At 66.3% G+C, this 25,327-nt stretch carries 24 protein-coding genes; 12 read left to right on the forward strand and 12 right to left on the reverse strand.

Features of this window, described 5'->3' with window-relative positions:
• Positions 1-324 precede the first annotated feature (324 nt).
• The 5 genes from ACWW1C_RS04770 to ACWW1C_RS04790 all read left to right on the forward strand — a co-directional run bounded on the left by ACWW1C_RS04770 (position 325) and on the right by ACWW1C_RS04790 (position 5,273).
• Positions 325-807 (forward strand): MarR family winged helix-turn-helix transcriptional regulator, encoded by a 483-nt coding sequence (locus ACWW1C_RS04770; protein WP_455982379.1) that lies wholly within the window; start codon positions 325-327, stop codon positions 805-807.
• Positions 808-955: 148 nt separating this feature from the next.
• Positions 956-2,101: a zinc-binding dehydrogenase gene (locus ACWW1C_RS04775; RefSeq protein ID WP_455982380.1), complete on the forward strand. Its 1,146-nt coding sequence runs from the start codon at positions 956-958 to the stop codon at positions 2,099-2,101.
• A 68-nt stretch (positions 2,102-2,169) separates the two neighbouring features.
• The gene (locus ACWW1C_RS04780; protein WP_455982381.1) at positions 2,170-3,009 is read left to right on the forward strand and encodes a glycosyltransferase family 2 protein; all 840 of its coding nucleotides are present in this window, start codon (positions 2,170-2,172) and stop codon (positions 3,007-3,009) included.
• A 242-nt stretch (positions 3,010-3,251) separates the two neighbouring features.
• The gene (locus ACWW1C_RS04785) at positions 3,252-4,517 is read left to right on the forward strand and encodes an MCE family protein (RefSeq protein ID WP_455982382.1); all 1,266 of its coding nucleotides are present in this window, start codon (positions 3,252-3,254) and stop codon (positions 4,515-4,517) included.
• A 6-nt stretch (positions 4,518-4,523) separates the two neighbouring features.
• A complete protein-coding gene (locus tag ACWW1C_RS04790) occupies positions 4,524-5,273 on the forward strand; it encodes a GAF domain-containing protein (RefSeq protein ID WP_455982383.1) in 750 nt (249 codons plus the stop codon).
• 30 nt (positions 5,274-5,303) lie between these two features.
• Here ACWW1C_RS04790 and ACWW1C_RS04795 read toward each other — a convergent pair whose 3' ends face one another.
• The gene (locus ACWW1C_RS04795) at positions 5,304-6,059 is read right to left on the reverse strand and encodes an STAS domain-containing protein (protein ID WP_455982384.1); all 756 of its coding nucleotides are present in this window, start codon (positions 6,057-6,059) and stop codon (positions 5,304-5,306) included.
• A 288-nt stretch (positions 6,060-6,347) separates the two neighbouring features.
• Between ACWW1C_RS04795 and ACWW1C_RS04800 the strand changes: the two genes are divergently transcribed.
• Together ACWW1C_RS04800 and ACWW1C_RS04805 are read left to right on the forward strand one after the other, a co-directional pair.
• Positions 6,348-7,232 carry a Rieske 2Fe-2S domain-containing protein gene (locus tag ACWW1C_RS04800; RefSeq protein WP_455984144.1) on the forward strand — a complete coding sequence of 295 codons (885 nt, stop codon included), beginning with the start codon at positions 6,348-6,350 and terminating at the stop codon, positions 7,230-7,232.
• Positions 7,229-7,708 carry a hemerythrin domain-containing protein gene (locus tag ACWW1C_RS04805; protein ID WP_455982385.1) on the forward strand — a complete coding sequence of 160 codons (480 nt, stop codon included), beginning with the start codon at positions 7,229-7,231 and terminating at the stop codon, positions 7,706-7,708. The genes ACWW1C_RS04800 and ACWW1C_RS04805 overlap by 4 nt, the downstream gene beginning before the upstream one ends.
• Before the next feature lie 14 nt (positions 7,709-7,722).
• On the opposite strand, the gene ACWW1C_RS04810 is transcribed toward ACWW1C_RS04805, so the two are convergent.
• Positions 7,723-8,202 carry a hypothetical protein gene (locus tag ACWW1C_RS04810; RefSeq protein WP_455982386.1) on the reverse strand — a complete coding sequence of 160 codons (480 nt, stop codon included), beginning with the start codon at positions 8,200-8,202 and terminating at the stop codon, positions 7,723-7,725.
• Positions 8,203-8,302: 100 nt separating this feature from the next.
• On the opposite strand from ACWW1C_RS04810, the gene ACWW1C_RS04815 reads away from it, so the two are divergent.
• Positions 8,303-10,513: an AAA family ATPase gene (locus tag ACWW1C_RS04815; protein ID WP_455982387.1), complete on the forward strand. Its 2,211-nt coding sequence runs from the start codon at positions 8,303-8,305 to the stop codon at positions 10,511-10,513.
• Positions 10,514-10,517: 4 nt separating this feature from the next.
• Here the strand turns inward: ACWW1C_RS04815 and ACWW1C_RS04820 are convergent, their stop codons facing one another.
• The 7 genes from ACWW1C_RS04820 to ACWW1C_RS04850 form a co-directional block, all read right to left on the reverse strand.
• Positions 10,518-11,360: a bile acid:sodium symporter family protein gene (locus tag ACWW1C_RS04820; RefSeq protein WP_455982388.1), complete on the reverse strand. Its 843-nt coding sequence runs from the start codon at positions 11,358-11,360 to the stop codon at positions 10,518-10,520.
• Positions 11,357-12,361, reverse strand: a complete 1,005-nt coding sequence (locus ACWW1C_RS04825; protein WP_455982389.1) for a hypothetical protein — start codon at positions 12,359-12,361, stop codon at positions 11,357-11,359. Before ACWW1C_RS04825 ends, ACWW1C_RS04820 begins: the two co-directional genes overlap by 4 nt.
• Positions 12,358-13,659 (reverse strand): Dyp-type peroxidase, encoded by a 1,302-nt coding sequence (locus tag ACWW1C_RS04830; protein WP_455984145.1) that lies wholly within the window; start codon positions 13,657-13,659, stop codon positions 12,358-12,360. Before ACWW1C_RS04830 ends, ACWW1C_RS04825 begins: the two co-directional genes overlap by 4 nt.
• Positions 13,660-13,691: 32 nt before the next feature.
• Positions 13,692-14,261: a hypothetical protein gene (locus ACWW1C_RS04835; RefSeq protein WP_455982390.1), complete on the reverse strand. Its 570-nt coding sequence runs from the start codon at positions 14,259-14,261 to the stop codon at positions 13,692-13,694.
• Between the two features lie 79 nt (positions 14,262-14,340).
• Positions 14,341-15,069, reverse strand: a complete 729-nt coding sequence (locus ACWW1C_RS04840) for a DUF3060 domain-containing protein (protein WP_455982391.1) — start codon at positions 15,067-15,069, stop codon at positions 14,341-14,343.
• A 31-nt stretch (positions 15,070-15,100) separates the two neighbouring features.
• Positions 15,101-15,790, reverse strand: coding sequence for a response regulator (locus tag ACWW1C_RS04845; RefSeq protein ID WP_455982392.1), 690 nt, complete (start codon positions 15,788-15,790; stop codon positions 15,101-15,103).
• Positions 15,787-17,349, reverse strand: coding sequence for a sensor histidine kinase (locus tag ACWW1C_RS04850; RefSeq protein ID WP_455982393.1), 1,563 nt, complete (start codon positions 17,347-17,349; stop codon positions 15,787-15,789). Before ACWW1C_RS04850 ends, ACWW1C_RS04845 begins: the two co-directional genes overlap by 4 nt.
• Before the next feature lie 141 nt (positions 17,350-17,490).
• Here ACWW1C_RS04850 and ACWW1C_RS04855 point away from each other — a divergent pair, with 141 nt between their 5' ends.
• A complete protein-coding gene (locus tag ACWW1C_RS04855; RefSeq protein ID WP_455982394.1) occupies positions 17,491-18,822 on the forward strand; it encodes a cation:dicarboxylate symporter family transporter in 1,332 nt (443 codons plus the stop codon).
• A 389-nt stretch (positions 18,823-19,211) separates the two neighbouring features.
• Positions 19,212-20,348: a hypothetical protein gene (locus ACWW1C_RS04860; protein WP_455982395.1), complete on the forward strand. Its 1,137-nt coding sequence runs from the start codon at positions 19,212-19,214 to the stop codon at positions 20,346-20,348.
• A 56-nt stretch (positions 20,349-20,404) separates the two neighbouring features.
• Here the strand turns inward: ACWW1C_RS04860 and ACWW1C_RS04865 are convergent, their stop codons facing one another.
• On the reverse strand, positions 20,405-20,722 hold the full coding sequence (locus ACWW1C_RS04865) for a hypothetical protein (RefSeq protein ID WP_455982396.1): 318 nt from the start codon (positions 20,720-20,722) through the stop codon (positions 20,405-20,407).
• A gap of 100 nt (positions 20,723-20,822) precedes the next feature.
• Between ACWW1C_RS04865 and ACWW1C_RS04870 the strand changes: the two genes are divergently transcribed.
• Positions 20,823-22,463, forward strand: a complete 1,641-nt coding sequence (locus ACWW1C_RS04870) for a fatty acid--CoA ligase (protein ID WP_455982397.1) — start codon at positions 20,823-20,825, stop codon at positions 22,461-22,463.
• 1 nt (position 22,464) lies between these two features.
• Here ACWW1C_RS04870 and ACWW1C_RS04875 read toward each other — a convergent pair whose 3' ends face one another.
• Positions 22,465-23,295, reverse strand: a complete 831-nt coding sequence (locus tag ACWW1C_RS04875) for an alpha/beta fold hydrolase (protein ID WP_455982398.1) — start codon at positions 23,293-23,295, stop codon at positions 22,465-22,467.
• Positions 23,296-23,357: 62 nt separating this feature from the next.
• Between ACWW1C_RS04875 and ACWW1C_RS04880 the strand changes: the two genes are divergently transcribed.
• Positions 23,358-23,963: a TetR/AcrR family transcriptional regulator gene (locus ACWW1C_RS04880; RefSeq protein WP_455982399.1), complete on the forward strand. Its 606-nt coding sequence runs from the start codon at positions 23,358-23,360 to the stop codon at positions 23,961-23,963.
• Positions 23,964-24,008: 45 nt separating this feature from the next.
• Here the strand turns inward: ACWW1C_RS04880 and ACWW1C_RS04885 are convergent, their stop codons facing one another.
• A complete protein-coding gene (locus ACWW1C_RS04885) occupies positions 24,009-25,202 on the reverse strand; it encodes a lipid-transfer protein (RefSeq protein WP_455982400.1) in 1,194 nt (397 codons plus the stop codon).
• Positions 25,203-25,327: the final 125 nt, after the last annotated feature.

The raw sequence follows: 25,327 nt of genomic DNA on the forward strand, positions 1-25,327 counted from the left end.
GCGCGCAAGAAATAGCCGGCTGTACATAGGGCGGCGCTGATGGGATCAGGGACAGATTCAGCGCACAGCCTGGGGAAGTGCAGCGGTGGATGGCCCTCGACTGGGTTGAATGACCAGCCCAGTCGTGGGTCATCGCGATTTTCCAGTGGTGCCACCGTTGGAAGTTGAGTTCCACGACCCGGCAGGTGTCGCCGGCCAAGGCGGTGACAAAGTTGTCCATCGACAGATCTAGCCAAAGCGTCAATAATTCCATTCGGAACCACTCGGCCATCGCTATGATCAAGCCGAGTCGCAAAGGACACCTTGGGGGAGGTCTTTCGTCCGATGGCATCTGAACTCGCGCGTATCGCCGCAGATCTGAAGAGAAGACTGGAGTCTTTTCATGGAGCCGTCGATGAATTGGCACACGAACTGATGAGGATGCTCGGCGTCAATCACACGGATCTACGTGCTCTGTTACTCGTTCTCCTCACGGGCGAGAAGGCAACGACGCCGGGAGTCCTGGCCGACCGGCTCGGTCTCACTGCTGCCGGAACCACGATTGTGCTCAACCGCCTGGAGAAGCTGAGTTACGTCAGCCGATCGCTACATCCGACCGATCACCGCCGAGTAATCGTGTTGGGCACAGAACTTGCGGCTCGCCGTATCTCGGAACTCACCGCCCCGCTGCTGGATCAGGGTGGCAAGTTGTTGTTGAGCTACAGCGCGGCGGAGATTGCCTTGATCGTCGGGTTCCTCACTCGTACGGGCGAACTACAGCAAGCTCATCTGAAGCGGATGCGCGAATTGGAACCGTATCCGCATTAGGAGTCATCGTCGAGCTTCAGAACCGTGAACCGTGCGGCTGGTACGGCCCGGAAACGTCACGGAGGCAGCCGATTTCGTAGCCGCTCTGGATCGCCCAGTTACCGGGCGTAGTCTTCAGGCGACTGCTCGACAATCGGAGGCATACCCAATGACCGAAGCACCGCAGACCGCGTTGGAATTGCGGTCGTTGGTGACACCCGACGGCATGCTCGAACTCTCGCTGCGTGACGTCGACATTCCGGCCCCAGCCGCGGACCAGGTCGTCGTCCGCGTCGAGGCATCGCCGGTCAACCCGTCGGATCTGGGTCTGCTGATTCCGAGTGCGGCGGACATGTCGGCCGCGACGGTCTCGGGCACGCCGGAGCGTCCCGTCGTCACCGCGCCGCTGCAGCCAGGGGCGCTGGCACAGCTGTCGGTCCGCGTCGGTCAATCACTTCCCGTCGGCAACGAAGGCGCGGGCACCGTCGTGGCGGCGGGGGAGTCGGCGGCGGCGCAAGCGCTCCTGGGCAAGATCGTGGGCATCGCGGGCGGCGCCATGTATTCGCAGTACCGCGTCGTCAATGCCGCGGCCTGCCTGGTGTTGCCCGACGGCGCCGCGGCGAAGGACGGGGCCTCGTCGTTCGTCAACCCGCTGACCGCGCTGGGCATGGTGGAAACCATGCGCCGCGAAGGGCATTCGGCCCTGGTGCATACGGCGGCGGCGTCGAACCTCGGACAGATGCTGGTCAAGATCTGCCTCGCCGACGGGGTGCCGCTGGTCAACATCGTTCGCAAGACCGAGCAGGAAGAAATCCTGCGCAATCTGGGTGCGACGTACGTATGCAATTCCGCCGCACCGACTTTCGAGCAGGACCTGGTCGACGCACTCAAAGCCACGTCCGCGACGTTGGCGTTCGATGCCACTGGCGGCGGCAACTTGGCGAGCCAGATTCTGGGCGGCATGGAGCAGGCGGCCAACGCGACTGCGACGGAGTACTCCCGCTACGGCTCGGCCGTTCACAAGCAGGTGTACATCTACGGCAGCCTCGACACCGGCCCCACCGTCCTCACCCGAAGCTTCGGCATGGCGTGGGGTGTCGGCGGCTGGCTGCTCACGCCGTTCCTCGCCAGTGCGGGGCCGGAGGTCATCGGCAGGCTGCGGGCACGCGTCGCCGCGGAACTCACCACGACCTTCGCGAGCACGTACACGCAGGAAGTGTCACTGGCCGGCCTGCTCACGCCCGAGGCGTTCAACAGCTACCTCAAGAAGGCGACCGGCGAGAAGTTCCTCGTGACGCCACAATCGGCCCCGTAGCTGGCAAATCCCTGTCATGCGCGCGGTAAGACGGGCGCACCGAAGGAATCTCAGCTACCTTACGGCGCATGATCTCCGTCGTCATCCCGTGCCGTGATGGTGCCGGCGAACTCGCCAATCAATTGGACGCGTTGCTCGCGCAACAAACCTGCACCGAGTTCGAGATTGTCGTGGCTGACAACGGGTCAACCGACGGCACCGCCGACTTGGTGCGCTCCTACCCGGACCCGCGCGTCCGCGTCGTGGATGCCGGCCGGGCACCGGGCGCCAACGTCGCTCGCAACGTCGGGGTCGCCGCGTCCAAGGGTGAGTTCATTCTGCTCACCGACGCGGACGATGTGGTTCACGACGGGTGGATCGAGGCATACCACCGGGCATTCCTGCGGGGAGCGCACGCGGTCGGTGGTGGGCTTGACCGCATCCTCGGAGACGGCACGCTGTTGGCCCGCGAACGCCGGCTCTACCCGGCGCTGGCTCGCAAGGATGTGTTCGCGAACGGCACGAACTGTGGCTTCACCCGTGAGGTGTTTTGCCAGGTCCACGGCTTCGACGAATCGTTCAAGGGTGGTGCCGATGAGGTCGACTTCTTTTGGCGCGTAGCCGAAGCCGGGTTCATGTTGGAGTTCGTGCCTGATGCTGTGGTGAGCAAGGTGCAGCGCACGGAGCTGAAGGCAGCGTTCCGTCAGTATCGGAATTTCGGCCGCGGTGAAGCGCGCATGCTGGACAAGTTCCGCCCGTGGTGGCTGGGACCCGCCGCGGTGGGGGCTGCGTTTCAGTCGATCGTGTGGGCTACAGCGTGGTTGTCCGGCGTCGCCCGTCGAAAGACGACGTGTGCGCTGGCGTGGAACCTCGGCGCGCTGCAGGAAGCCGTACAGCTGCTGCGTGTCCGTGCGGCCGGCCGAGCGTAGATCAGGGCTGACTCCGCAGTCACCGCACAATTTGCTGACGGGCGTCATCACATTGGTGGCAGCCACCGTGTGATGGCTCAAAGGTGGCCGTCCGGTGGCCAGTGCGTCAATTTACGGTTTGCTAGAGGTTTGTCATTTGCGTGCCGCGAGATGGCTGACGGTCGTACCCTGCTTACCAGTCGACATCGATTCACGGCCGGTCAACGGCGCCCGGCCACACCTCGATCTGACGCTGGAGTGTCATGACGAAACCGCGGCCGCCACTGCAGCCGTTGCCGCCCGTCGCTGCGGGTCAGGTCCATGCGCCGCTCAACCGGGATCGCACTCCGCCGTACAAGATCGCCGGCCTGATCATGGCTCTTGTTGCCGCCGCGGGGATGGCGCTCACCTGGCTCCAGTTCCGTGGGGCTTTCGAGAGCAAGGCCCAGGTGTACGTGCTGGCCAGCCGTGCCGGTCTCTCGATGGACAACGGCTCGAAAGTCACCTACAACGGCGTGCCGATCGGCCGGTTGAAGGGCACCGAGGTGGTGACCGCTGCCGGCGAGCGGCCCGAGGCCAAACTGATCCTCGACGTCGAGCCGCAATACCTCGGCGTGCTGCCGCGGAACGTGGACGTGAAGCTGCTCGCCACAACGGTATTCGGCAACAAGTACATCTCCATGACCTCGCCGCCGAACCCGACACCGCAGCGGCTCAAGGCGGGCGACACCGTCAACGCCGTCAGCGTCACCACCGAATTCAACACGCTGTTCGAGACCATCACCGCGATCTCCGAGCAGGTCGACCCGGTGAAGCTGAACGCGACATTGACCGCCGCGGCGCAGGCGCTCGACGGGCTGGGTGACAAGTTCGGTCAGTCGCTGGTCAACGGCAACGTCATCCTGGCCGATCTCAACGAGCGGATGCCGTCCATCCGGCACGACAACCGGGCACTTGCCGATCTCACCGAGGTCTATGCGGCCGCGTCCCCGGATTTGTGGGACGGCCTCAAGAACGCGGTGACCACCGAGCGTGCTTTGAATGATCAGCGCGACAACATCGATCAGGCGCTGATGGCATCGGTCGGGTTCGGCAACACCGGTGGTGACATCTTCGAACGTGGCGGGCCGTACCTGGTCCGTGGCGCCCAGGATCTGCTCCCGACGGCCCAGGTGTTGGACAAGTACAGTCCCGAAATTGATTGCGGGATAAGGGCTCTCCCGCGCGCGGTGAAGGCAACGGCCTTCGCCGTCGGCGGGAACGGATACTCGCTGATATCGCACACTGCGCTCGTCGGCTCGGCGAACCAGTACGTCTACCCCGACAACCTGCCGCGGATCAATGCCAGGGGAGGGCCGATGGGCCGGCCGGGGTGCTGGACGGTCACCAGGGACATCTGGCCCATGCCGTACATGGTGATGGACACCGGTGCGTCGATCGCGCCGTACAACCATTTCGGTCTCGGTTCGCCATTCGCGTCCGAGTACGTCTGGGGCCGTCAAGACGGCGAGAACACCATCAACCCCTGAGCATTGTTGGCGGGACGCCGCAGCGTTAGCCTTGATCAAGAGGTATGCGGCGTGACAGGAACGACTTCCGGTTCCAGCAGTGGGCGCGGCCAGCGGCTCGTAGATGCCGCCGGTGGTTCCGCCGCATGTGTCGGCAGCCATCAGGACGTATTGCAGCGCATGGTCGATCATGCCGTCCGCGAGATACCCGCCGCGAAGTACGCAGGTGTGACCACCGCTGTCTTTCCCGCCCAGTTGGACACGGTCGTCATGACACATCCGTATGCCGCCGTGGTGGATGCCATTCAGCAATATCAGCACCAAGGTCCGTTCCTGAGCGCGGCGTGGAAGCGCGACGTCCTACGGGTGAACGACCTCGAGTCCGACGATCGCTGGCCGAGCTATCGACGAGATGTGCTCAGATCGACGCCCATCCGCTCGGTGCTGTCGTTCCGCCTGTTCACCACGGCACGGTCGGTCGGCGCTTTGATGATCTACGCGAACGAGCCCAACGCGTTCGACCGGCACGCCGAGGAGATCGGCTATGTGGTGGCCACGCACACCGCCCTGGCAGTGGGCGGCGCGCCGCCACGTGACTTGGTGCGTCACGTGCTGGACGACTGGGATGTGGTGTGGCAGGCGAAAGTGCTTTTGATGGAACGGTTTCAGGTCGGTGGTTCAGAGGCCTTCCAAATGCTGAAACGCCTATCGCTGAGCAGTAGCGGGGACCTGCTCGGGCTGTCCCAACGGGTAATCGAGAAGGCCAAACAGCTCTGATCGACCAACTTCGATCGGCGCGGGGTTTGGCTACAGGACGTTCTCGGGACCCACGGCCGCCCAGACGATCTTGCCGGTCGGCGTCGGGAGGTTTCCCCACCCGCGAGTCAGCGCAGTCACAATGGCCAGGCCTGATAGCTCGCTGGTGCCGCAGCGGCCCTCTTCCCTGCGCTGCGCCAGCGCGGTACTGGCGTCCTCGACCGCCACCGCGACCATCCGGCCGTCGTACTCCAGGCGAAGCGTGGGCGCGGAGTCCGTGTGCCGCAGCACGTTTTCGACGAAAGCCGTGGCGACCATTGCCGCAACCGGGATCAGGGGGGCGCACGACCATCCGGACAACCAGCCGGCGACCAATCGTTGTGCGTCGATGATGCTGCTGACGTGCGGAGGAAGTTCGGCCCGCGCCCGACGCCTCGATCGCGGCCACTCGTCGCTCACCGACTGCAGTGCTTCCTGCGCTGTGGCGAATGTCGGTACGTAGCGCGTGATACCGCGCCGGCGGATGAGTTCGCGGGCGGCGTCATTGGCGCACACCAGCAGGATCGGCACGTTCGGCCAGGTTCGGATGTGCCAACGGGCACTTGAGAACACCGACCACGCGGACGCGTCCGGCACGCGCAATTCGTTGACATCGACGATCACCACGCGGGGCTCGTCCAATGCGGCCTTGACCAAGCTGTCGCGCAGCGTGCGATATGACGCACCATCGAGTTCGCCGGTGCAGCGCAACGTGTATTCACCGCACCCCCCGAAGAGAGGCGCGCTGACGCGCAGCAACTCAGCCATCGGTGCCCGCCGCCGTCCGTTGTGAGGTCGGCCTCCGCAGCGTATTCCGTTCGGCCACTGTGCCCACCCCAATTCCACCTGTGCCGACTCCCGGCCGTCAGGCCGGCGTACTGACTGCCTACCCGGTGTCGGTCGGCTGAAACGGCACATGGCACCTCGTGGTCACTCACCTGAAATCGTGATTGACCGAGCCGGGGCGGGGGTACCCGTACGCATGACCAGCGGGGGATAGCCGACCGATAGAGGAGATGTGCTGTGACTGAATGGTCGCAACGTTTTTGGAATCGGCTGCAAGGAGCAGGGCCTCTGGTTCAGCAGGCCATCGAAAACCAACACTGGCTGGACAGGCCGAGCTACCGCCTGGAGCACCTCCTGACATTTGTCTTCGCGGCCATGGGTCGCCGTCGCGATCAGGTGGCCAATGCGTTGCACGGCACGTGGCTCGGTCACCCGCTGCATCCAGCGTTGACCGCCCTGCCCACCGGCGCGGCAACAACGACACTTGCGCTTGACGCGGCGAGCGTGCTGAGCCGGGGTGCGCCGGAATTGCGTCGTGCGGCGAGGATCGCACTGGGAGTGGGGCTGGCGGGAAGTGTCGGCGCCGCGGCGACCGGCCTGACGGACTGGCAACACACCCACGAGCAATCGCGTCGACTGGGCCTGGTGCATGGTGCGCTCAACGCGCTCGCAACAAGCTTGTATGCGCTGTCCTGGTGGGACCGCGGCCGCGGTCGCGATACCCGAGCCATGGCGAGCAGCGCGTTGGGTTACGGCATCACCCTTGGCAGCGGATATCTGGGCGGCGCTTTGGTATTCGGCTGGGGCACGGGAATGGACCGTTCCGGCGACACGCTCAGCGCTCCCGAGTGGACGCCGGTGCTGCCGGTCGCGGCACTCGACGGACAGGCGCGGCACCTGGAGGTCGACGGTGTCGGAATCGTGCTGTACCGCACCGACGCTCAGGTGATCGCGGCTGGTGAACATTGTCCGCACATGGGTGCCCCCATGGACGACGGCTGGATCGACCGCGACCGGATCGTCTGCCCATGGCACGGGTCCCGATTCTCCTGTCAGTCGGGAGAGGTGCTCCGGGGCCCGGCCACAGCGGCTCTCCCGACCTATCCGACCCGGATTCGTCACGGCATGGTCGAGGTACGTGGGGTGGCGCAATGAATGCCTACGACGTGTTGTTCGACCACCACAAAGTGCTGCGAAGTCTGTGTCAGAAGATCAGTGCGCTACCGCCGGAATCTCAGGCGCGAACTGAAGCACTCGATGAACTGTTGGTAGAACTCGACATTCACATGCGCATCGAAGACGACTTGTTCTACCCCGCGGTGTCGGAGGCGAGCAGACTTGTCGCCATCGCCCATGCCGAGCATCGGCAGGTCTGGGACCAGCTCGCGGTGGTGCTCCGGACCTCACCGTCGGCGCCGGAGTATGTGGACGAGTGGAATTCGTTCGTCACCGTGCTTGATGCGCACGCTGCCGAAGAAGAGCGTGACCTATGCCCGGCGCCGGCGGATTTGAGTAGCGACATGCTCGATGCGCTCGGCGAACAGATGACGCAACGCAAAGCCGAACTGCGCGACTCCACCGTCGAGAAGCTTCACGTCAAGGGTCGCACCGCCGTGCTGCGCGCCATGTGACCGCTCGGCAGGCGCTACTTCTGGCGGCTGCAGTTCGGCTGAGCCGGTTTGGCCGGCCACGTGCAGACGTTGAGGTAGGTCTCCTTGCCGAACCCGCCGCCGTCGAATACGCCGTAGTTGTCGCCGTGGATACCGGTGTACGTGGCGCCGCCACCGCCGTCGGACCCACCGACGGACGACACGATGGTGGTGACGGTCCAGCCCTTGCCTTCCAGCGCTGCCTTGTATGCGGTCACGACGTCGGAGGGCGCGGCGGCCACCTTGAAGCTGAGGTGAATCCCGTTGTCCGCGATGGTGTCCGGCCCATAGGTCTGGGCGGTGCCGGCGGGTGTCGGCACCAGCGCCTGCAGTTGTGCGGGACTCGCCGCCGACGCGGTGCCGGTCGGTGCCGCGCTGGATGATCCCTTGGCTCCGGAATCGGACGCGCTGCTGCAGCCTGCCGCGAGGCCGATTACCGCCGCCGCGACGGCAATCGAACGGATTGCGTTGCCCATGGTCGCTCCCATCCTTGATCGCACCGTAGCAACGTAATCGTCGGAATGGTCAAAAACGGCGCGGTTAGGCGGCTGAGTGCACCGCACCTACGATGCGAACGTGGTTGGGGAAGGCTGGATAGCGCACATCCCGACGGCCACCTACGGGCCGCCTCGGCTCGGTAGCGCCGTCATCGCCCGGCCGGCGGTCACCGGAATGCTGGCCGGTTCGAACGCGGAACTGGTGGTGATCACCGCGCCCGCCGGATACGGCAAGACGACCGCGGCGGCGCTGTGGGACGACTCTGATGCGCGTCCGTTCGCGTGGGTACGGCTCGATCACCTCGACAACGACCCCGCGCATCTGCTGCTGCACCTGGTGACCGCGGTAGATCAGGTCGCCCCGGTCGATGCCGCGACGTTTCAGTACCTCCGCGGCGCCGGCCGGTCCGTCGAAACCCAGCTGGTTCCCGCGACGATTGCGGCACTCGAGTCCGCCGGGCCGATCGTGTTGGTGCTGGACGATATTCATGAGCTGACGCACGAGGCCGCGCTGTCGGCCTTGCGAGACCTGGTTCAACACGCCCCGGCATCGACAACACTGACGCTGATCGGCCGGACGGCGCCGCCGCTCGATCTGGCGCGGCGCCGGCTGCAGGGCGACGTGCTCGAGGTCGGCACCGAAGAGCTGAAACTCTCGGTCGCAGAGGCGGAGTCGGCTCTCGGCTCGGTTGGCGGTCCGGCCGGCGCGACGGCTGCGCTGGTCGTCGACCGGTGCGAGGGCTGGGCGGCCGGCGTGGTGATGGCGGCCATGGCATTGCGTGATGGGTCGTCCGCGGACGCGATCACCGGACGTCACCGCCTGGTCGCTGACTATCTGGTCGAAGAGGTACTGGGCCGGCTGGAGCCGGCAGTCGAATCGTTCCTCGTGGAATCCGCGGTGCTCGACCACTTCAGCGCCGACGATCTGAACAGCGTGCTGCAGCGCGATGATTCGGCCGACATGCTGAACACGATCCACGCCTCGGGCAACTTGTTCCTGGTCGCGCTCGACGCGCAGGGCGTCGAATACCGGTACCACCGATTGTTCGCCGATCTGCTGCGCGCGCGGTTGCGCAATCGCGATCCGGAGCGGTTCCGCGCCCTGTCCTCCCGCGCGGCGGAGTATCTCGAGCGCGCCGGCGACATCGACGGTGCCCTGTTGCAGGCACTCGCGGCCGACGACCTGGCGCACGCGGCGGCGCTGGTCGAACGCGATGCCGTCCGGCTCGGATTCGACGGCCGCGCAGGCATCTTGGAGCGCCGGCTGAGTCTGCTCGACGAGCATGTCTTCGCCGATCACCCCGATGCCGCGATCGCCCGGGCCTGGTTCGGGCTGACAGTGGGGGACGCCGATCTGATCCAGCGGTCGCTGCTGCTGGCGGCGGCCGCGGACCGTGGAACGGCCGTGGCGGACGGTGCGCCATCGGTGAAAGTGGCCGCGGCCCTGGTCGGTTCGCTCGTCGGAATCGGCGGGGTGCTCGAGGTGGTCCGGCACGCCGATACGGTGTGCGCCGCCGGCGACCACTTGGTCAACCCGTGGTGGGGTGCCGCCGCATCGGTCAAAGGCGGTGCGCTGTCGATGGCCGGTGACCCCGAAAACGCCAGGGCGACATTGGAATCGTCACTGCCGGTCCTCGATGACCTACCTGGATTCCGGGCCGTGGCGCTGGCGCATCTGGCCCTGCTGGACCTCGATGATGGGGCCCTGCAGTCCGCGGCGCAGCGCAGTGCCCAGGCCCGCGGCATCGTCGACTCCCGTGATCTGTGCGATCTGGTGCCGGTGGTGTTGGTGTACGCGGTGGACGGGCTGGTGCGGAGCCACCGCGGCGACGCGGCCGGGGCACGAGAGGCGGTGCGGGGCACCGAACGGCTGCTGGACCGGCTGGGTGACCTGGCAGCGCGTACCGCGGCACTGGGACATGCGCTCACCGCGGCCACCGCCCTCGAGATCGACGATCCGGAACTGTGCCGGCGCCATCTCGACGCGGGGCTGCTGGCTTCCCGTCGTGAGCCCGACGCGACCGCGGTGCACCTGCGGTTGGCGCGCGTGCGGGAATTGCTTGCCGCACATGCACAGCACGGGCCGCGGTCAGCCCTGACCGCGGCCGAGCTGCGCCTGCTCCCGCACCTGGCCACCCACCTGTCGCTGCAGAAGATCGCCGGTGAATTGCATCTGGGCCGGGAGACCGTGAAGAGCCAGGCCAAGGCGATCTACCGCAAGCTGTCGGTCTCGTCGCGCGCCGACGCGGTGGCCGAGGCGGCGCGGCTGGGTCTGCTCGACCCGCCCTGATCCGTCAGGCGTTGCGAGCCAGGAACCGGGAGAACGGGATCAGCATGGTGAACTCGGCGATCAGCACGACGGTGATCATCACCGTTACGCGCGGATCGTCGAAGTTCTGGCCGGCCACCACGAAGGCCGCCGCGGCATTGCGTTGTGCGGTACCGAGCGCGAGCACGGGCCGGGCGGTGGTACTGAAAAAGACCAGAGCCCAGCCGATTCCGGCGCACACGGCGGTGTAGACGATGGCCGCCAGAATGCCTCGCGTGCCGTACACCGAGAGCACTTCCCGGAAATTGGCGACGATGGTCAGGACGACCACCAGCACCATGCTGACGGTGCTCAACAACCCGACGGCGGGCCTGACGCGGGCCGCGGTATCCGCGGACTGCTTCCGCCAGAACAGCCCGATCGCCAAGGGGATCAGCATGAGAATCACGAGTGAGGAGGCGATCGCGAGCGGATCGACCGTCGACCCCGTGAGGAAGATCGGCAACACGATCGGCACGTAGGCCACGGTCGTGATCATCAGCAGCGCCATCAGGCCGACGGTCAGCCCGGTATCTGCCTTGGCGAATTCGGCGAGCTTGATCAGGAAGGGTGCGCCCGCGGCCAGCCCGCACAGCAGCAGTCCCACACCCAGTGGCTCATCGAGGTCCAATAAGCGCGACAACCCGACCGCGACCAACGGTGCCGCAACGAAATTGGCGACCAGGGCCAGGCTCACCATCCGAAAGTCCTTGAGCGGCGCCAGGATCTGAGCCGGGGTCAGACTCAACCCGACGCCCAAGGTGCTGGACACGACAAAGAGGACGACGGCGACGTTGGCACCGCGCGCCGCCAGCTCGGTCAACGTCACATCGTCACCAGATTGCGCCAGAACGACTTCAGGCTGTCGCTGGCGCCGAACAGCGTCGTGAAATGCGTGGAGTCGACCAGGACGATGTCGCCGGCGCGCTCACCGGTCGGCGGCAGGTGGATCAACGCGTTGAACTCCGTGTTGCCGGCCAGGGTGAACGGGTGCGGCCGGGTCTGGTCGATCAGCTGGCGCCCAAGCACCTTCAGCTCCGGTCCCTCCGGGGCGGTCAACTGGTAGTGCGGCAGATGCGGATGCAGGGCCAGGGTGGTGACGTCCCGCAGCAGCCCCGCGGAGTCCAGATCGCGGAAAGCAGTAAGCGGCACAATCTGTTTCGTGCCCTCGACCGTCGCGGGCCGCAGACCCCATGTGTTGTGCACCGGGATGTTCAGCCCCGTCAGCAGCGACCGCGCGAATCGGCTGAAATTCTGGACGCGCGGCGTCAGCGGGTCTCCGTGATGCAGGTACTCCATCTGCTGCTGCTCCTTGTCGTCGGTGAAACCGACGTCGTGGTGCGGGGCCAGCATCAGGCAGGTGCCTTCGCGCGTCAGCCACTGCTGGATCGCGGCGACCTCGTCCGGGGTGGCCGCCTCGTCGCCGAGGAGGTGGTCCAGGCCGAAGATCATCAGGGTGTCGGTGTCGTTCAGGATGCGTTCGTCGATCGGCAGCCGGTAGCCGGCTTGGTCGACCCGCTGGAACACCGCCACCGGATGCCCCGTCACGTCACCGGCGACGTCCTGAAATGACAGGGAGGAGCGGTGGAACAGCTCCAGCGTGCCGTCGACGCCCTGCAGGAACTCCCGCGGGCTGTATTCGACGCCTTCGTACGCCGGCCACGTCGCCGCGCGAACCTCGGTCATGGTGGAGAACCGGTTGTACAGCAGCGCCGGGTCGCGCTGGGCCTCCCACGGATAGCTCCACGACCAGTAGATGGACACCCGCCGGTTGCCGTTGTGCGGACGGGTGAGGTGGGCCTGGTTATAGGTGCGGGCGTAAGAACTCATGATGCTCCTTGCGGTACGAGTGTCGACAGGTGACGCAGCGCAGTCAGGCCGGGTAGGAAGAAGTATGCTCCGCCGCGCAGCGTGGTGAATGCCGGTAACCCCTTGTGCACCTTCCGGATCGGCCGCTTCGGAATCGTGAAGTCGAGCGTGCCGTCCTGGGTACCGCAGATGGGGTCGTGTTCGTTGCCGAGCTCCTGGAACGCGGTGTCGTTGATCCACACGTTCTGGGCGAACTCGAACTGCCGCACCAGGCTGGCGCAGATCAGGAACATCCCGACCCCGCGCTCGACACCGTCGTCGGAGACACCTTCGGGTAGTGCCGGCCCGTAGGTGCCACTGCGCCGGATCATCCGGCGCCGATTGGGATTCGGCTCGGTATCGCGCGGGTTCAGCCGGCGCGCGTGGGAACCGACGGGGCACCGGTACCCGTGCGGATCCATTGTGGCGTAGTCGAAGTCGTTGTTGCGCATGGGATCCGCGCCGAGCTCGGGGTCGTCGTGCTCCGGGGCCAGCACCAGGGGCGCCCCGCTGCGCCACCGGCCCATGAACTTGGCGGCCAACAGCTCCTCGCCCTCGGCGTCGTCGGTGTGCTCCTTGAGGTAGTCGCGGAACGTGCCGACGTGCTCCTCCAGCCGGCGGTACGCCAGAAAGCTGCCGTTGCGTGAAAGCACTTCGAGGGCAGGCTGATTCGATACCAGACCCTCCTCATCTGGATAGCCGAGGAGGAACTCGCCCGCGGCCAGCGCGCCACCGGCGCCGGGGATCAGCGTCTCGCCGGAACCGGCCATCTGCGGCTGCGACACCGGATCGCGGTACCCGAAGTGGTCGTGGTCGTACTCGAACGGTGCGGTGGCCGCCAGATCGAGATGCGACAGCGAGCGCACCCCGGGGCACCGTTCCAACAGGGCGTCGTGCTCGCCGACGCAGCGCACCCGCTCGTCCTCGTCGCGGGCGAACAGGATGACGATGGCATGCAGGTCGTCACCCGCGAGCCCACCGGCCCAATGCTCCGGTGCGGCCGCACCGGTGTCGCCGAGGATGTCGGCGCGGGCGGCCATACCTTCGCGGAACTCGGCGGGGAACGTCGCCAGTGTCGCTTCGTCAAGTCCCAACGCGCGCAAGCCGTTCCAGGTGAACGCGAGGTTGACCCACCGCTTGAAGATGTTGACCGTTGTGCGCACATCGGTTGCCGACTGCACCAGCGGAACCATCTCGGCAAGCCACGCCTGCCCGGCCTCGGGGGTGTCGAACGACAGGAACTCGTACCGACCGGTGAGGTGGGGCGTCCCGGTCAGCATGATGTGCTGGATGTCGTCGAATTCGAGATCTGTCACTGCATCTGGTCCAACATGTCGGAGAACGCGGCCTTGAGCCGCAATGCCTTCTTGATCTCCACCGACGTCACGTGCGGGTACTCGCCGTACTCCAGGAAGCTCGGCACCTGGTGGTCGCGGACGTACATGATGAACGCCTCCGGGTTGGTCTTCCAGTCCTCCGGGAAGTCCTCCAGATGGGTGAATGCCGTGGTGATGCCCGTCGAGCTGAACAGCTTGACGGCGTCCTCGGTGTACTTGTCGAAGTCGGTGTCGAAGATGCCCATGTACTGGAAGTGCAGACCGGAGCCGACGTCGAACAGATTCCACCGCAGATAGTGCAGCTTCAGCGGGGCCAGCACGTCGGGCTGCGCGGCGACGGCGGCTTCGATGCTCCTGCCGTGGGCCCGGATGGCCTCCTCGTGTTCAGGGCCGTCCTTCACCTTGGCGATGATGTTGAAGCCGTAGCACGCGGGGGTCCGGGGAAAGACCGGGCCGTACCGCCCGCGGGTCAGTTCGAAATAGCCCTCCCTGGGGATGGCGAGAGCTGCGGGTCGGGTCCAGTCGTCATTTCCGTTGTGCGCCATGGCAACGAGATTATGGGCGCGTCGAGGGCGCGTCGTCCCCCGAATCGGGGGAAATCGACGCGGCGGCGTCCGTGCCGGTTCAGCCGCGGCTGACGGTGTTGGACCGGCCCGGATCGGGAATCTCCGGGTTCCCGGAGTGGTAGGTCACGTGGTTGTCCATGCCCGACGTGACGATCTTGTCGGCGGAGTCCACGGTCACGGAGTTCTCGATGCCCGACACCTCGACCGTCGAGCAGTGCCCGGTGATGGTGACGCTGTTGGACACCCCACTGATGTTGATCCGCCGGTCGTTGCACGCCACGGTTCGGTGGCCGCGTACGCCCGCGACCTGGATCGGCCGGTTGGGATCATCGGACTGCGGCGGCAATTCGACCAGCCCGGGGCCGGACAACACCGTGGTGCCGTTGACGACCACCGAGGACTCATCGCCCGATTGCGGTGGGGCCGGGACGGCGACCGAGATGCTGGGCTGCTGACCGGGGGAGGGTGGACGGAACGTCGTGTGCTTCTTGCCGGTCAAGTTGGTGACGAACACGATCGCGGCGACTACCGGGCCGACGATGACGGCGAGGACGACGACGCCCAAGATCATTCGGCGGGCCGCGGTTGTGGGCACCCCGGACGGCCACGGTTGCGCCGGCCTGCTCTGCGGGAGCCGGCTGTACTGGGTGGGGTACGGCGTGCCGGCCGCGGGCGCGCGCGAGGACCACGCCTGGCCGGGCTCCGTCAGCTCAGAGGCCCGTGCCTGGTCGCTCATCGCCCGTTCGAGCTCGCGGATGCGGGCTTCTGGATCGTCGTCGCGACTCATGATCCGATGCTGTCACACCTGCAGTGACGGCTCAACGCCAGAGATAGCGGGTCTTGGGCCGGCCGGTCCCGCCGTATTCGCTTCGGCGCGTGACGGTTCCGTCGTCGGCCAGGCGTTCGAGATAGCGCCATGCCGTCACCCTGGCCACCCCGACCGCTTTGGCGGCCTCGTCTGCCGTCATCCCGTCGGGGCTGTCTCGCACCGCGCGGGCGATATCGTCGTTGGTGAGTGTGGCGGCGCCCTTCGGGGCCGCGGATTTGTCTGCGCTGGTGCGCAATTCGGCGAGTGCACGGTCCACCTCGGCCTGGCTGGCGGCGTCCACGCCCGCGGGGAGTGCCGTCCGGTACCGCTGATAGCGGTCCAGCCGGTCCCGGAACGCGGCAAAGGTGAACGGCTTCAACAGGTACGCCAGCGCGCCGTGTGCGACGGCGGCACGCACCATCTCCAGATCGCGTTCGGAGGTGATGGCGATGATGTCGGGCGCCGGTCGCAGCCCGGCCAGCGCAGACGCCAGACTGATGCCGCTGGCGTCGGGCAGCCCGAGGTCCAGCAGGACCAGGTCGATGGGCTGGTCGGTGGCGGTTGCCCGCGACGCGGCCTGCATCGCCTCGCGCGCCGTGTGGGCCACTGCCGCGACGGAAAACCCTTCCAGCCGTACGACATACGTGCGGTGCGCCTCGGCGATCAGCGGATCGTCGTCGACGATCAGGACGGTGGTCACGCGGGTGCCGCCGGAATCGTCACCGACACCGCCGAACCGTAGCTGACATCAGATGACAGGGTGCCCCCGTGCCGCTTGGCCACCTGCGCCACCAGTGCGAGTCCCAGCCCGTGCCCCGGCGTTGATTTCGTCGAATAGCCACGGCGCCTGGCATTTTCGAACATTTCGGGATCCATGCCGGGACCGCTGTCGGCGACCCGCATCAGCAGTTCGCGCCCCGGCTCGCAGCGCACCGTCACCTCGACCCACGGCTCGTCGCGGTCACACGCGTCCATGGCGTTGTCGATCAGGTTGCCCAGCACCGTCACCATTTCCTGCCCGGTCAGCGGTAGATCTGAAGTGTCCGAAGGCAATTGCGAGTCCATGGTGACGGTGAATTCGATACCACGCTCGTGGGCTTGTGCGCTCTTGCCCAGTAGCAGCGCCACCAGGGCGGGTTCGCGGACCTCGCTGGACAGCCGGTCGACGAGTCGCTGGGACAGCTCCAGTTCGTCGGTGGCGAAGGCGACGGCGTCGGTCGGGCGGCCCATCTCGACCATGGTGATCACGGTGTGCAGTTTGTTCGCCGCTTCGTGTGCCTGCGCCCGCAACGAATCGGTCAGGACCTTCAATGAGCTGAGTTCGCCGAGGGTGCTTTGCAATTCGGTGCGGTCCCGAATCGTCACGACCTCCGAGCCCGCGGTGCCCGACACCGGTGAGCGGCTCACCACCAGCACCCGCTCGTCGGTGACGTGTACCTCGTCGCGCACGCCGGGGTCGGCCGCCTGCAGGAACTCCGGCAGATCGGACAGGGCCACCGCGCCCGGCGGCAGGGCAAGCAGGCGGCGCGCCTCGTCGTTGGCCAGCGCGACGCGCCCCCTCTCGAGAACCAGCAGACCTTCGGACACCGAATGCAGGACGGCGTCGTGGTGCTCGTACATCACGCGCAACTGGTCGGGCCGCAGCCCGTGGGTCTGACGGAGCAGCCGGCGCCGGATCAACCAGGTGCCGGTCAGCGAAAGGGCAAGGGCGGCAAGGCTGATCGTCACGATCACCGGAATCTGATGGCGCCACTGCGCGGTCAGCGTGGTCTCGGTGATACCCGCGGCGACCAGCCCGAGCACCCGTCCGGATCCGTCCCGCACCGGGGCGATGGTGCGCACCGAACGGCCAAGCGTCCCGGTGTAGAACTCGGTGTACGTCTGGCCTTTCAGAGCCTGCTCCATGGTCCCCAGGTAGTGGCCGCCGATCTGGCGCGGGTCGGTGTGGGTGAACCGGATGCCGTCGGGTGCCATGACGGTGATGAAGGCGATGCCGGTCTGGGTTCGGACCGTTTCGGTCACGGGCTGAAGGACTTCCGTGGCGTTCCCGCTCTGGATGGCGACAGCCGTCGACGGGGCGTCGGCCAGCGCCGTGACGATGCCGGTGAGCAGTTGTTCGGCCGCGGCGTCGTTGGTGCGGCGGGAATTCATCAGCGCCAAGGCGCTACCGGCGACCACCACCACGATGATGATCGCGACCTGCAGGGCGACGATCTGCCCAGCCAGCGACCAGCGCGGCGCGGCCGGCCAACTGCGCATCGCTGCGTCCTTCTGTAATCCGGATGTCCACGTCCGCGGTGAACTTCCGTGAACGAAATGAACATATGCGTGACGTGCCTCACGTTCTGGCTCAACATCCTTGCAGAAGCTTTCGACATCGAGGCCGGAGGATTGCCCGACATGACTGATCAAGCGCCCCGTCGCGACCGCACCCATTGGCTGTACATCGCCGTGCTCGTCGCCGTCGTCGGCGGTGTGGCCGTCGGCCTCATCGCACCCGGGGTAGGCAAGGACATCGCGGTCCTCGGCACCCTGTTCGTCAACCTGATCAAGATGATGATCACCCCGGTCATCTTCTGCACGATCGTGCTGGGCATCGGCTCGGTGCGCAAAGCCGCGACCGTCGGCAAGATCGGCGGCCTGTCACTCGGCTACTTCCTGCTGATGTCGACAGTGGCGCTGGCCATCGGCCTCGTCGTCGGCAACCTCCTCAGCCCCGGTTCGGGTCTGCATCTGTCCGCGCAGGCGACCGGCCAGGGCGCGAAGCTGGCCCAGAAGGCGCACGAGGCCGGCGGCCTCATGGATTTCGTCTCGCACATCATTCCCGAGACGCTGCTGTCGGCTCTGACCAGTGGAAACGTGCTGCAGGCCCTGTTCATCGCCCTGCTCGTCGGCTTCGCCGTGCAGGCGATGGGGACCGCCGGCGAACCCATCCTGCGGGGCGTCCAGCACCTGCAGAAACTGGTGTTCCGGGTGCTGATCATGATCCTGTGGCTGGCGCCGATCGGCGCATTCGGCGCGATGGCCGGCGTCGTCGGCCAGACCGGCTGGCGCGCGGTCACCCAGCTGCTGACGCTGATGCTGGGGTTCTACGTGACCTGCGTCGTCTTCGTCTTCGGTGTGCTCGGGGTGCTGCTGTGGTCGGTGACGCGGATGTCGATCTTCCGGCTGGTCCGCTACCTGGCGCGCGAGTATCTCCTGATCTTCTCGACGTCGTCGTCGGAGTCGGCGCTACCTCGGCTGATCGCCAAGATGGAACACCTGGGCGTGGACCGCAGCACCGTCGGGGTCGTGGTGCCGACCGGCTACTCGTTCAATCTCGACGGGACCGCGATCTACCTGACCATGGCGGCGCTGTTCATCGCCGACGCCATGGGACGGCCGATGGCCGTCGGGGAGCAACTGGCGCTGCTGGCGTTCATGATCGTCGCCTCCAAGGGCGCCGCCGGGGTCACCGGAGCGGGCCTCGCGACGCTGGCCGGCGGCCTGCAGAGTCACCGGCCGGATCTGCTGGACGGCGTTGGCCTCATCGTCGGCATCGACCGGTTCATGTCAGAGGCGCGGGCCGTCACCAACTTTTCGGGCAACGCCGTCGCCACGGTGCTGATCGGATCGTGGACCGGGACGCTCGACCGGGCAAAGGCCCAAGCCGTGTTGCACGGCGCCGATCCGTTCGACGAACTGACGATGCTCGACTCGGGTGTCGAGCACCCGTCGGCAACGCCGGTGTGACCGCCTTCACATCATGAACAAAATGTGAATTCGTCGATAACAGCGAATCTCTGGGTCGGTCCGGGCGGGCCGCGAACCCATCACGATCTTGATGGACGGAAGTGCACGCTGGGTTCTATCGTGCAGATGGGACTGATGAGATTCTATGCGTTCGTGTCGCGGTGTGATGTTTCGCTCACTTTGCCTGGGAATGTCGGGAAACGGCGTTTCGAAACCCTCAGGAATGAGGTCCACCTATGTTTGCTCAATTTGAATTCACACGTTGTTTACGCAGGTCGTGGCACCGATTGGCATTGATAACAAGTGCATAACAATTCACAACATAAGTAACTCCTAAGAGCTTCTGATCAATTCGTGACGAGGCGTCGCTGAAGCTGTCCGGAATGTCGGTGGGGATCACTACACTTCTTGAAAGCAGCGCTCATCCGGGCGCACCCGGACGGGAAATCGACTACCGGCGCGTTGCCGCGCTGGCGGAGGTACCGAAGATCGTGGCAAATAATAACGCTCGTGCAAAAGCGAAGCGGGCCGGCGCCCAGGCGCTGCGCGGAACCATGGACATCGCGCAGATCGGCCGCGGCACCATCGCCGACATCGCCGAGAGCGCGGGCCAGTTGGTCGCGACCAGCTACGCCGACAACATCGTGTCGCTGATCGAGCCGCGCAGCCGCAGCATCCGCGATATCGCCGTCGACGGTGAGCCGTTCGCGGTCGTCGCCACCGCAGACCGCGCCTACGTCGCCGTGTCCGGCGCCGAGTTCGACGGTGTCGCCGTCATCGACGTCGCCACCGGTGCCGAGCTGGCCGCCTACCCGCTGGCCTCGGGCGTCAGCGCCCTCGCTGTCGGCCCCGACGGCAAGCGCGTGTTCGCAGGCCGCGCCGGTGATACCTACATCGACGTCGCCGTCATCGACATCACCGCCGACCGCGTCGGCACCATCGAGATCGCCACCGGTGCCGCCATCAGCATCGACGCCCTCGCTGTCGACCACACCGGCCGCCGGCTGTACGTCGCCACCACCGACGAGATGGGCAGTCAGCTGGTCGTCGTCGACACCGAGACCACGCGCATCCGCAACACCATCGTCATCGGTGCCCCGATCCGCAGCCTCGCGCTCGGCCCGGACAACACCGCCTACGTGCTGACCTCGGACCTGACCGCCCGCGGTGAGGTGCACGCCGTCGACCTGGCCGCCGGCCGCGTGACCGGCCGCTTCGCCGTCGGCGAGGCCCCGACCCAGCTGGTGCTCGGTGCCGACGGCACCCGCGCCTACGTCGTCGACTACGACCGCGTCTCGGTGTTCTGCACCCAGACCAACGCGGTCATCGACACCATCGCCGCCGACGTCCAGCCGTCCTGCGTCACCGTCAGCCGCGACGGGTCGACGCTCTACGTCGCGGACGTCATCGGTGACGTCACCGCGGTCGCCGTCGAGGCCCCGAAGCCGTTGCTCTACTCGCAGTTCATGGCGACCAAGTCCGTCGCCATGAACGACGTGCGCGCGCTGGAGCCCGCGACCGTCTAGTCAGTGCAAACAAAACGCCCCCGCCAGCAGGCGGGGGCGTTTTGGCATCTGGGGGGCTATCGCGTGCCCGTGCAGTCGAGCGACACCGAAATGGTCCGGCTGGTTTGCGGCAGCAGGACCGTACCGTTGTTGCGGCCCAGACCGGGGCCGACCCACGGCACCAACTGTGTCGTCTGCTGCGGATTACGCACGCTGGTCACCGTGCACTCGGACACCGGCGCCGTCCCGAGCTTGTCGATCGTGACCACGTAGCCCTCGGATTGCAGCCGGTTGATGGTGTCCTGCGCCGATTCGGCGGCGGCCAACCCGGCCGGCGCCAGCATCGCGGCCACCCCGCCGACGGTCGCCGCGGCGAGCGCCCAATTCGTACGCATCGTTTTCTCCTGTCGTGCTTGCGACAATCATCCTCCTCCCTGGCGGGGTCGGCTAGCATCTCGACATCCCAGCGGCAGCAACCCAGAGGCGAAATTCACGATGCTCAGTACGATGCAGGACGCCCCGCTCACCATCGCCACGATCATGCGGCACGCGATCGGCCAGAATTCCCGCCGAACCGTCACCACGGCGCTCGGCGGCGGGCAATACCGCACCACGACCTACGGCGAAGTCGGCGAGCAGGCCGGCCGCCTGGCCAACGCGTTGCGCGGCCTCGGCATCACTGCTGATCAGCGGGTGGCCACGTTCATGTGGAACAACGCCGAGCACACGGTGGCGTACCTCGCCGTACCGTCCATGGGCGCCGTGCTGCACACCCTCAACATCCGGTTGTCGCCCGAGCAGATCGCCTATATCGCAAACGAAGCCGAGGATTCGGTCGTCATCGCGGACCTCTCGCTGACCGCGCAACTGGCCCCGGTGCTCCCGCAGATGAGCACGGTGCACACGGTGATCGCCGTCGGCGCAGGGGATTTGGCGCCGCTCGAAGCCGTTTGCGCGGCGGAGGGCAAGACCATCCTGCGGTACGACGAACTGCTGGCCGGCCAGCCCGTCGACTTCGACTGGCCCGAGATCGACGAGCGGTCCGCGGCTGCGATGTGTTACACCAGCGGCACCACCGGAAATCCGAAAGGTGTTGTCTACAGCCATCGTTCGAGTTTTCTGCACGCCATGGCAACGTGTACCAGCAATGCTCTGGACGTCGGCAGCGACGACGTGGCGCTGCCCATCGTGCCGATGTTTCACGCCAACGCCTGGGGGCTGCCGTACGCCGCGCTGATGGCCGGTGCCGACCTCGCGATGCCGGACCGGTTCCTGGACGGCACTTCACTGATCAACCTCATCGAGACCCTTCGCCCGACGATCGCCTGCGCGGTTCCGACGATCTGGAACGACGTGATGAACTGCCTGGAAAAGAATCCAGGACATGACATCTCGTCCCTGCGGATCGTCGGTTGCGGCGGCTCGGCGGTGCCGGTATCGATGATGCGGACCTTCCAGGAGCGGTACGGCGTCCACATCCGTCAGGCCTGGGGGATGACCGAGACCTCGCCGCTGGCCACCACCGCCAAGCCGCTGCCGAACGTGTCCGAGGACCAGTACTGGGCGTCCCGGGCGACCGCGGGGCGTCCCATGTGCGGCGTCGAGATTCGGATCGTCGACGACGCCGGTGCCCCGTTGCCGCATGACGGAGAATCGGTCGGGGAGATCGAGATTCGCGGACCGTGGATCACCGGTAGCTACTACCTGGGCTACGACACGAGCAAATTCGACAGCGGCTGGCTGCGCACCGGCGATGTCGGACGCATCGATGACTGCGGGTTCGTCACCCTCACCGACCGCGCCAAGGACGTCATCAAGTCCGGCGGCGAGTGGATTTCCTCGGTCGAGTTGGAGAACCACCTGATTGCGCACCCCGCTGTGCTGGAAGCCGCGGTGGTCGCGGTGCCCGACGATCGCTGGCAGGAACGTCCGCTGGTCGCTGTAGTGCTGCACGAGGGCGCTTCGGCATCACCTGACGAACTTCGAAAATTCTTGGCGGACAAGGTCGTTCGGTGGTGGCTGCCCGAGCGGTGGACGTTCATCGATCAGGTGCCGCGCACCAGCGTCGGCAAGTTCGACAAGAAGACCATCCGCGCCCGGTACGCCGACGGCGCCTACGACGTCGTCACCATTTAGGTCAGGCCCGCACCGCGAGCGTCGACATCAGGTCCGCGAGCCGGTCCGGACGGTCGAGCATCGAGAATGTGCGTGCGCCGTCGATGATCTCGAGGCGGGCATTCGGGATGATCTCCGCGAGCTTCTCGCCGTCGCCGACTTCGAAGAACACGTCGTCGGCCGACCACGCGATGAGCGTCGGCTTGTCGAACTCGGGCAGTCGCTTGGCGACCTCGGTGGTGACCTCGCTGCGCAGGGAACTGGTGAACAACCGAAGATCCTCGGCGACAGCGGGTTTGGACTGGGTGTTGTGCACCCACTCGCGGGTCAGGGCATCGAGGTCGGCATACGCGAGCCCGGCGTAGGCGCGCTTGCGGACCAATGGGATCCGGAACACCTGCGCGCCGGCCCGGAACAGCGCCTTCGATTGCGAGGCCAGGATGAGCGGTTTGAGGATCGGCGGCGGAAAGTGTTCGAACGCATCGCAACTCGTCAGCACGAGGGCCCCGATACGCTCGGGGTGGTGCACCGCGACCAGCTGGGTCACGACGCCGCCGGTGTCGTTGCCGACGAGCACCACGTCATCGAGGTCCAGTGCGGCCAGGGTGTCGGCGACGATACGCGCGACGCCGTGAATGCTCCGGTCGGCGCCGGGGCGCAGCGGTTCGGGATGTGCGCCGAGCGGCCAGGTCGGGGCGATGCACCGCAGGCCGCGTTCGGCCAGGCGGGCGGCCACCCGCCGCCACAGTTGGCCGCCCATCATGTATCCGTGCACGAAGACGACCGGCCTGCCGTCCTTCGGTCCGAATTCCTCGAAATGGATGGTTCCGGCGTTAATCTCGATGATCGACATGGATGACTCCTAGCTCGATACTCATTTACAAACAGGCTGTCCGCAACTTACCAACAGGGTGTATGGAAAACAAGAGGCGTACTCAGGAGGAGCGCTCCGCGGCTACCCGCGAGGCGTTGATCATCGCTGCTCGGCGACTGTGGGGCGAGCGTGGTTACGCCGAGGTGGGCACGCCGGAGATCGCGACGACCGCCGGGGTGACCCGGGGTGCGATGTATCACCAGTTCGCTGACAAGGCAGCGCTTTTCCTGGCGGTGGTGGAGGCGGTGGAGCAGGATGTGATGGCTCGGATGGGGGCGATGGTGGCGACATCCGGCGCGACATCACCGGCCGATGCCATCCGCGCCGCGGTCGATGCCTGGCTGGAGGTCTCCGGCGACCCGGAGGTGCGCCAACTGGTGCTGCTCGACGCCCCGAGCGTCCTCGGCTGGGCGGGCTTCCGTGACGTCGCTCAGCGTTACAGCCTCGGCATGACCGAGCAGCTGCTCAGTGAGGCGATGAAAGCCGGCCAGCTGGCTCGCCAGCCGGTGCGCGCGCTGGCGCATGTGTTGATCGGCGCCCTCGACGAGGCCGCCATGCTCATCGCCACGGCCGACGACCCGAAGAAGGCCCGCCGCGAGACTCGCCAGGTGCTGCGCCGCCTCGTCGACGCCATGTTCCAGGGCTGATTTCCCCGCGAGCGGGAGGTGCCCCCAGCTCGCGGGGAGAAAGCCCTACCGCTCGGCGCGCTGGTAGGCCGTCACGACGGCGGCGCCACCGAGGCCGATGTTGTGCTGCAGGGCGGCATTGACGCCGTCGACCTGTCGCTTGTCGGCGGTACCGCGCAGCTGCCAGGTCAGCTCGGAGCACTGGGCCAGGCCCGTCGCGCCGAGCGGGTGACCCTTGGAGATCAGGCCGCCCGACGGGTTGACCACCCAGCGTCCGCCGTACGTGGTGTCGTTGTCGTCGATCAGCCGCGGGGCTTCCCCCTCGCCGCACAGGCCCAGGGCTTCGTACAGCAGGAGTTCGTTGGCGGAGAAGCAGTCGTGCAACTCGATGACCTGGAAGTCCTCGGGGCCGAGGCCTGACTGTTCGTAAACCTTCTTGGCGGCTTGGACATTCATGTCGTAGCCGATGATGTTCGCGGCGCTGCCGTCGAACGTCGACGCGAAGTCGGTGGTCATGGCCTGGCCGACGATCTCGACGGCCTGCGAGGCCAGCCCGTGTTTGTCGACGAACGCCTCGCTGGCGACGATCGCCGCGCCCGACCCGTCAGAGGTGGGGGAACACTGCAGCTTGGTCAGCGGGTCGGAGATCATCTTGGCGGCCAGGATGTCGTCGAGGGTGTACTCGTCCTGGAACTGCGCGTACGGGTTGTTGACGGAATGCTTGTGGTTCTTGTAGCCGATCTTCGCGAAATGCTCGGCGGTGGTGCCGTACTTCTTCATGTGCTCACGGCCGGCCGCGCCGAACATCCACGGCGCCACGGGGAAGGCGAACTCGTCGATCTCTGCCAGGGCCTTGACGTGCCGGCCCAGCGGCGATTCGCGGTCCTGCGCACCGCCGCCCAGCGAGCCCGGCTGCATCTTCTCGAAGCCCAGCGCGATGGTGCAGTCGGCGAGTCCGCCGCGGATCGCTTGCGCGGCAAGGTAAAGCGCCGTCGAGCCGGTCGAACAGTTGTTGTTGACGTTGACGATCGGGATGCCCGTCATGCCCAGCTCGTACAGGGCGCGCTGGCCGGACGTCGAGTCGCCGGAACAGTAACCGACGTAGCCCTGCTCCACCTGGTCGTACGCGATCCCGGCGTCGGCGAGGGCCTTGTTGCCGGACTCGTTGGCCATCTGCGGGTAGTCCCAGCCCTCACGGCTGCCGGGCTTCTCGAATTTGGTCATGCCGACGCCGACGACGAACACGCGATTCTTGGCCATGGGGTTCCTTTCGTTACTACCTGTAGTTCAGTCACGCGCGGCGCTTTTAGTCAAGACCCCAAAGGTCTGGTCTCCGGTGCCGAGCCGGTGGTATACAACCTAGAACGTGTTCTAGTTCTGGCGGT

The organism is Mycobacterium sp. HM-7 (assembly GCF_053852335.1).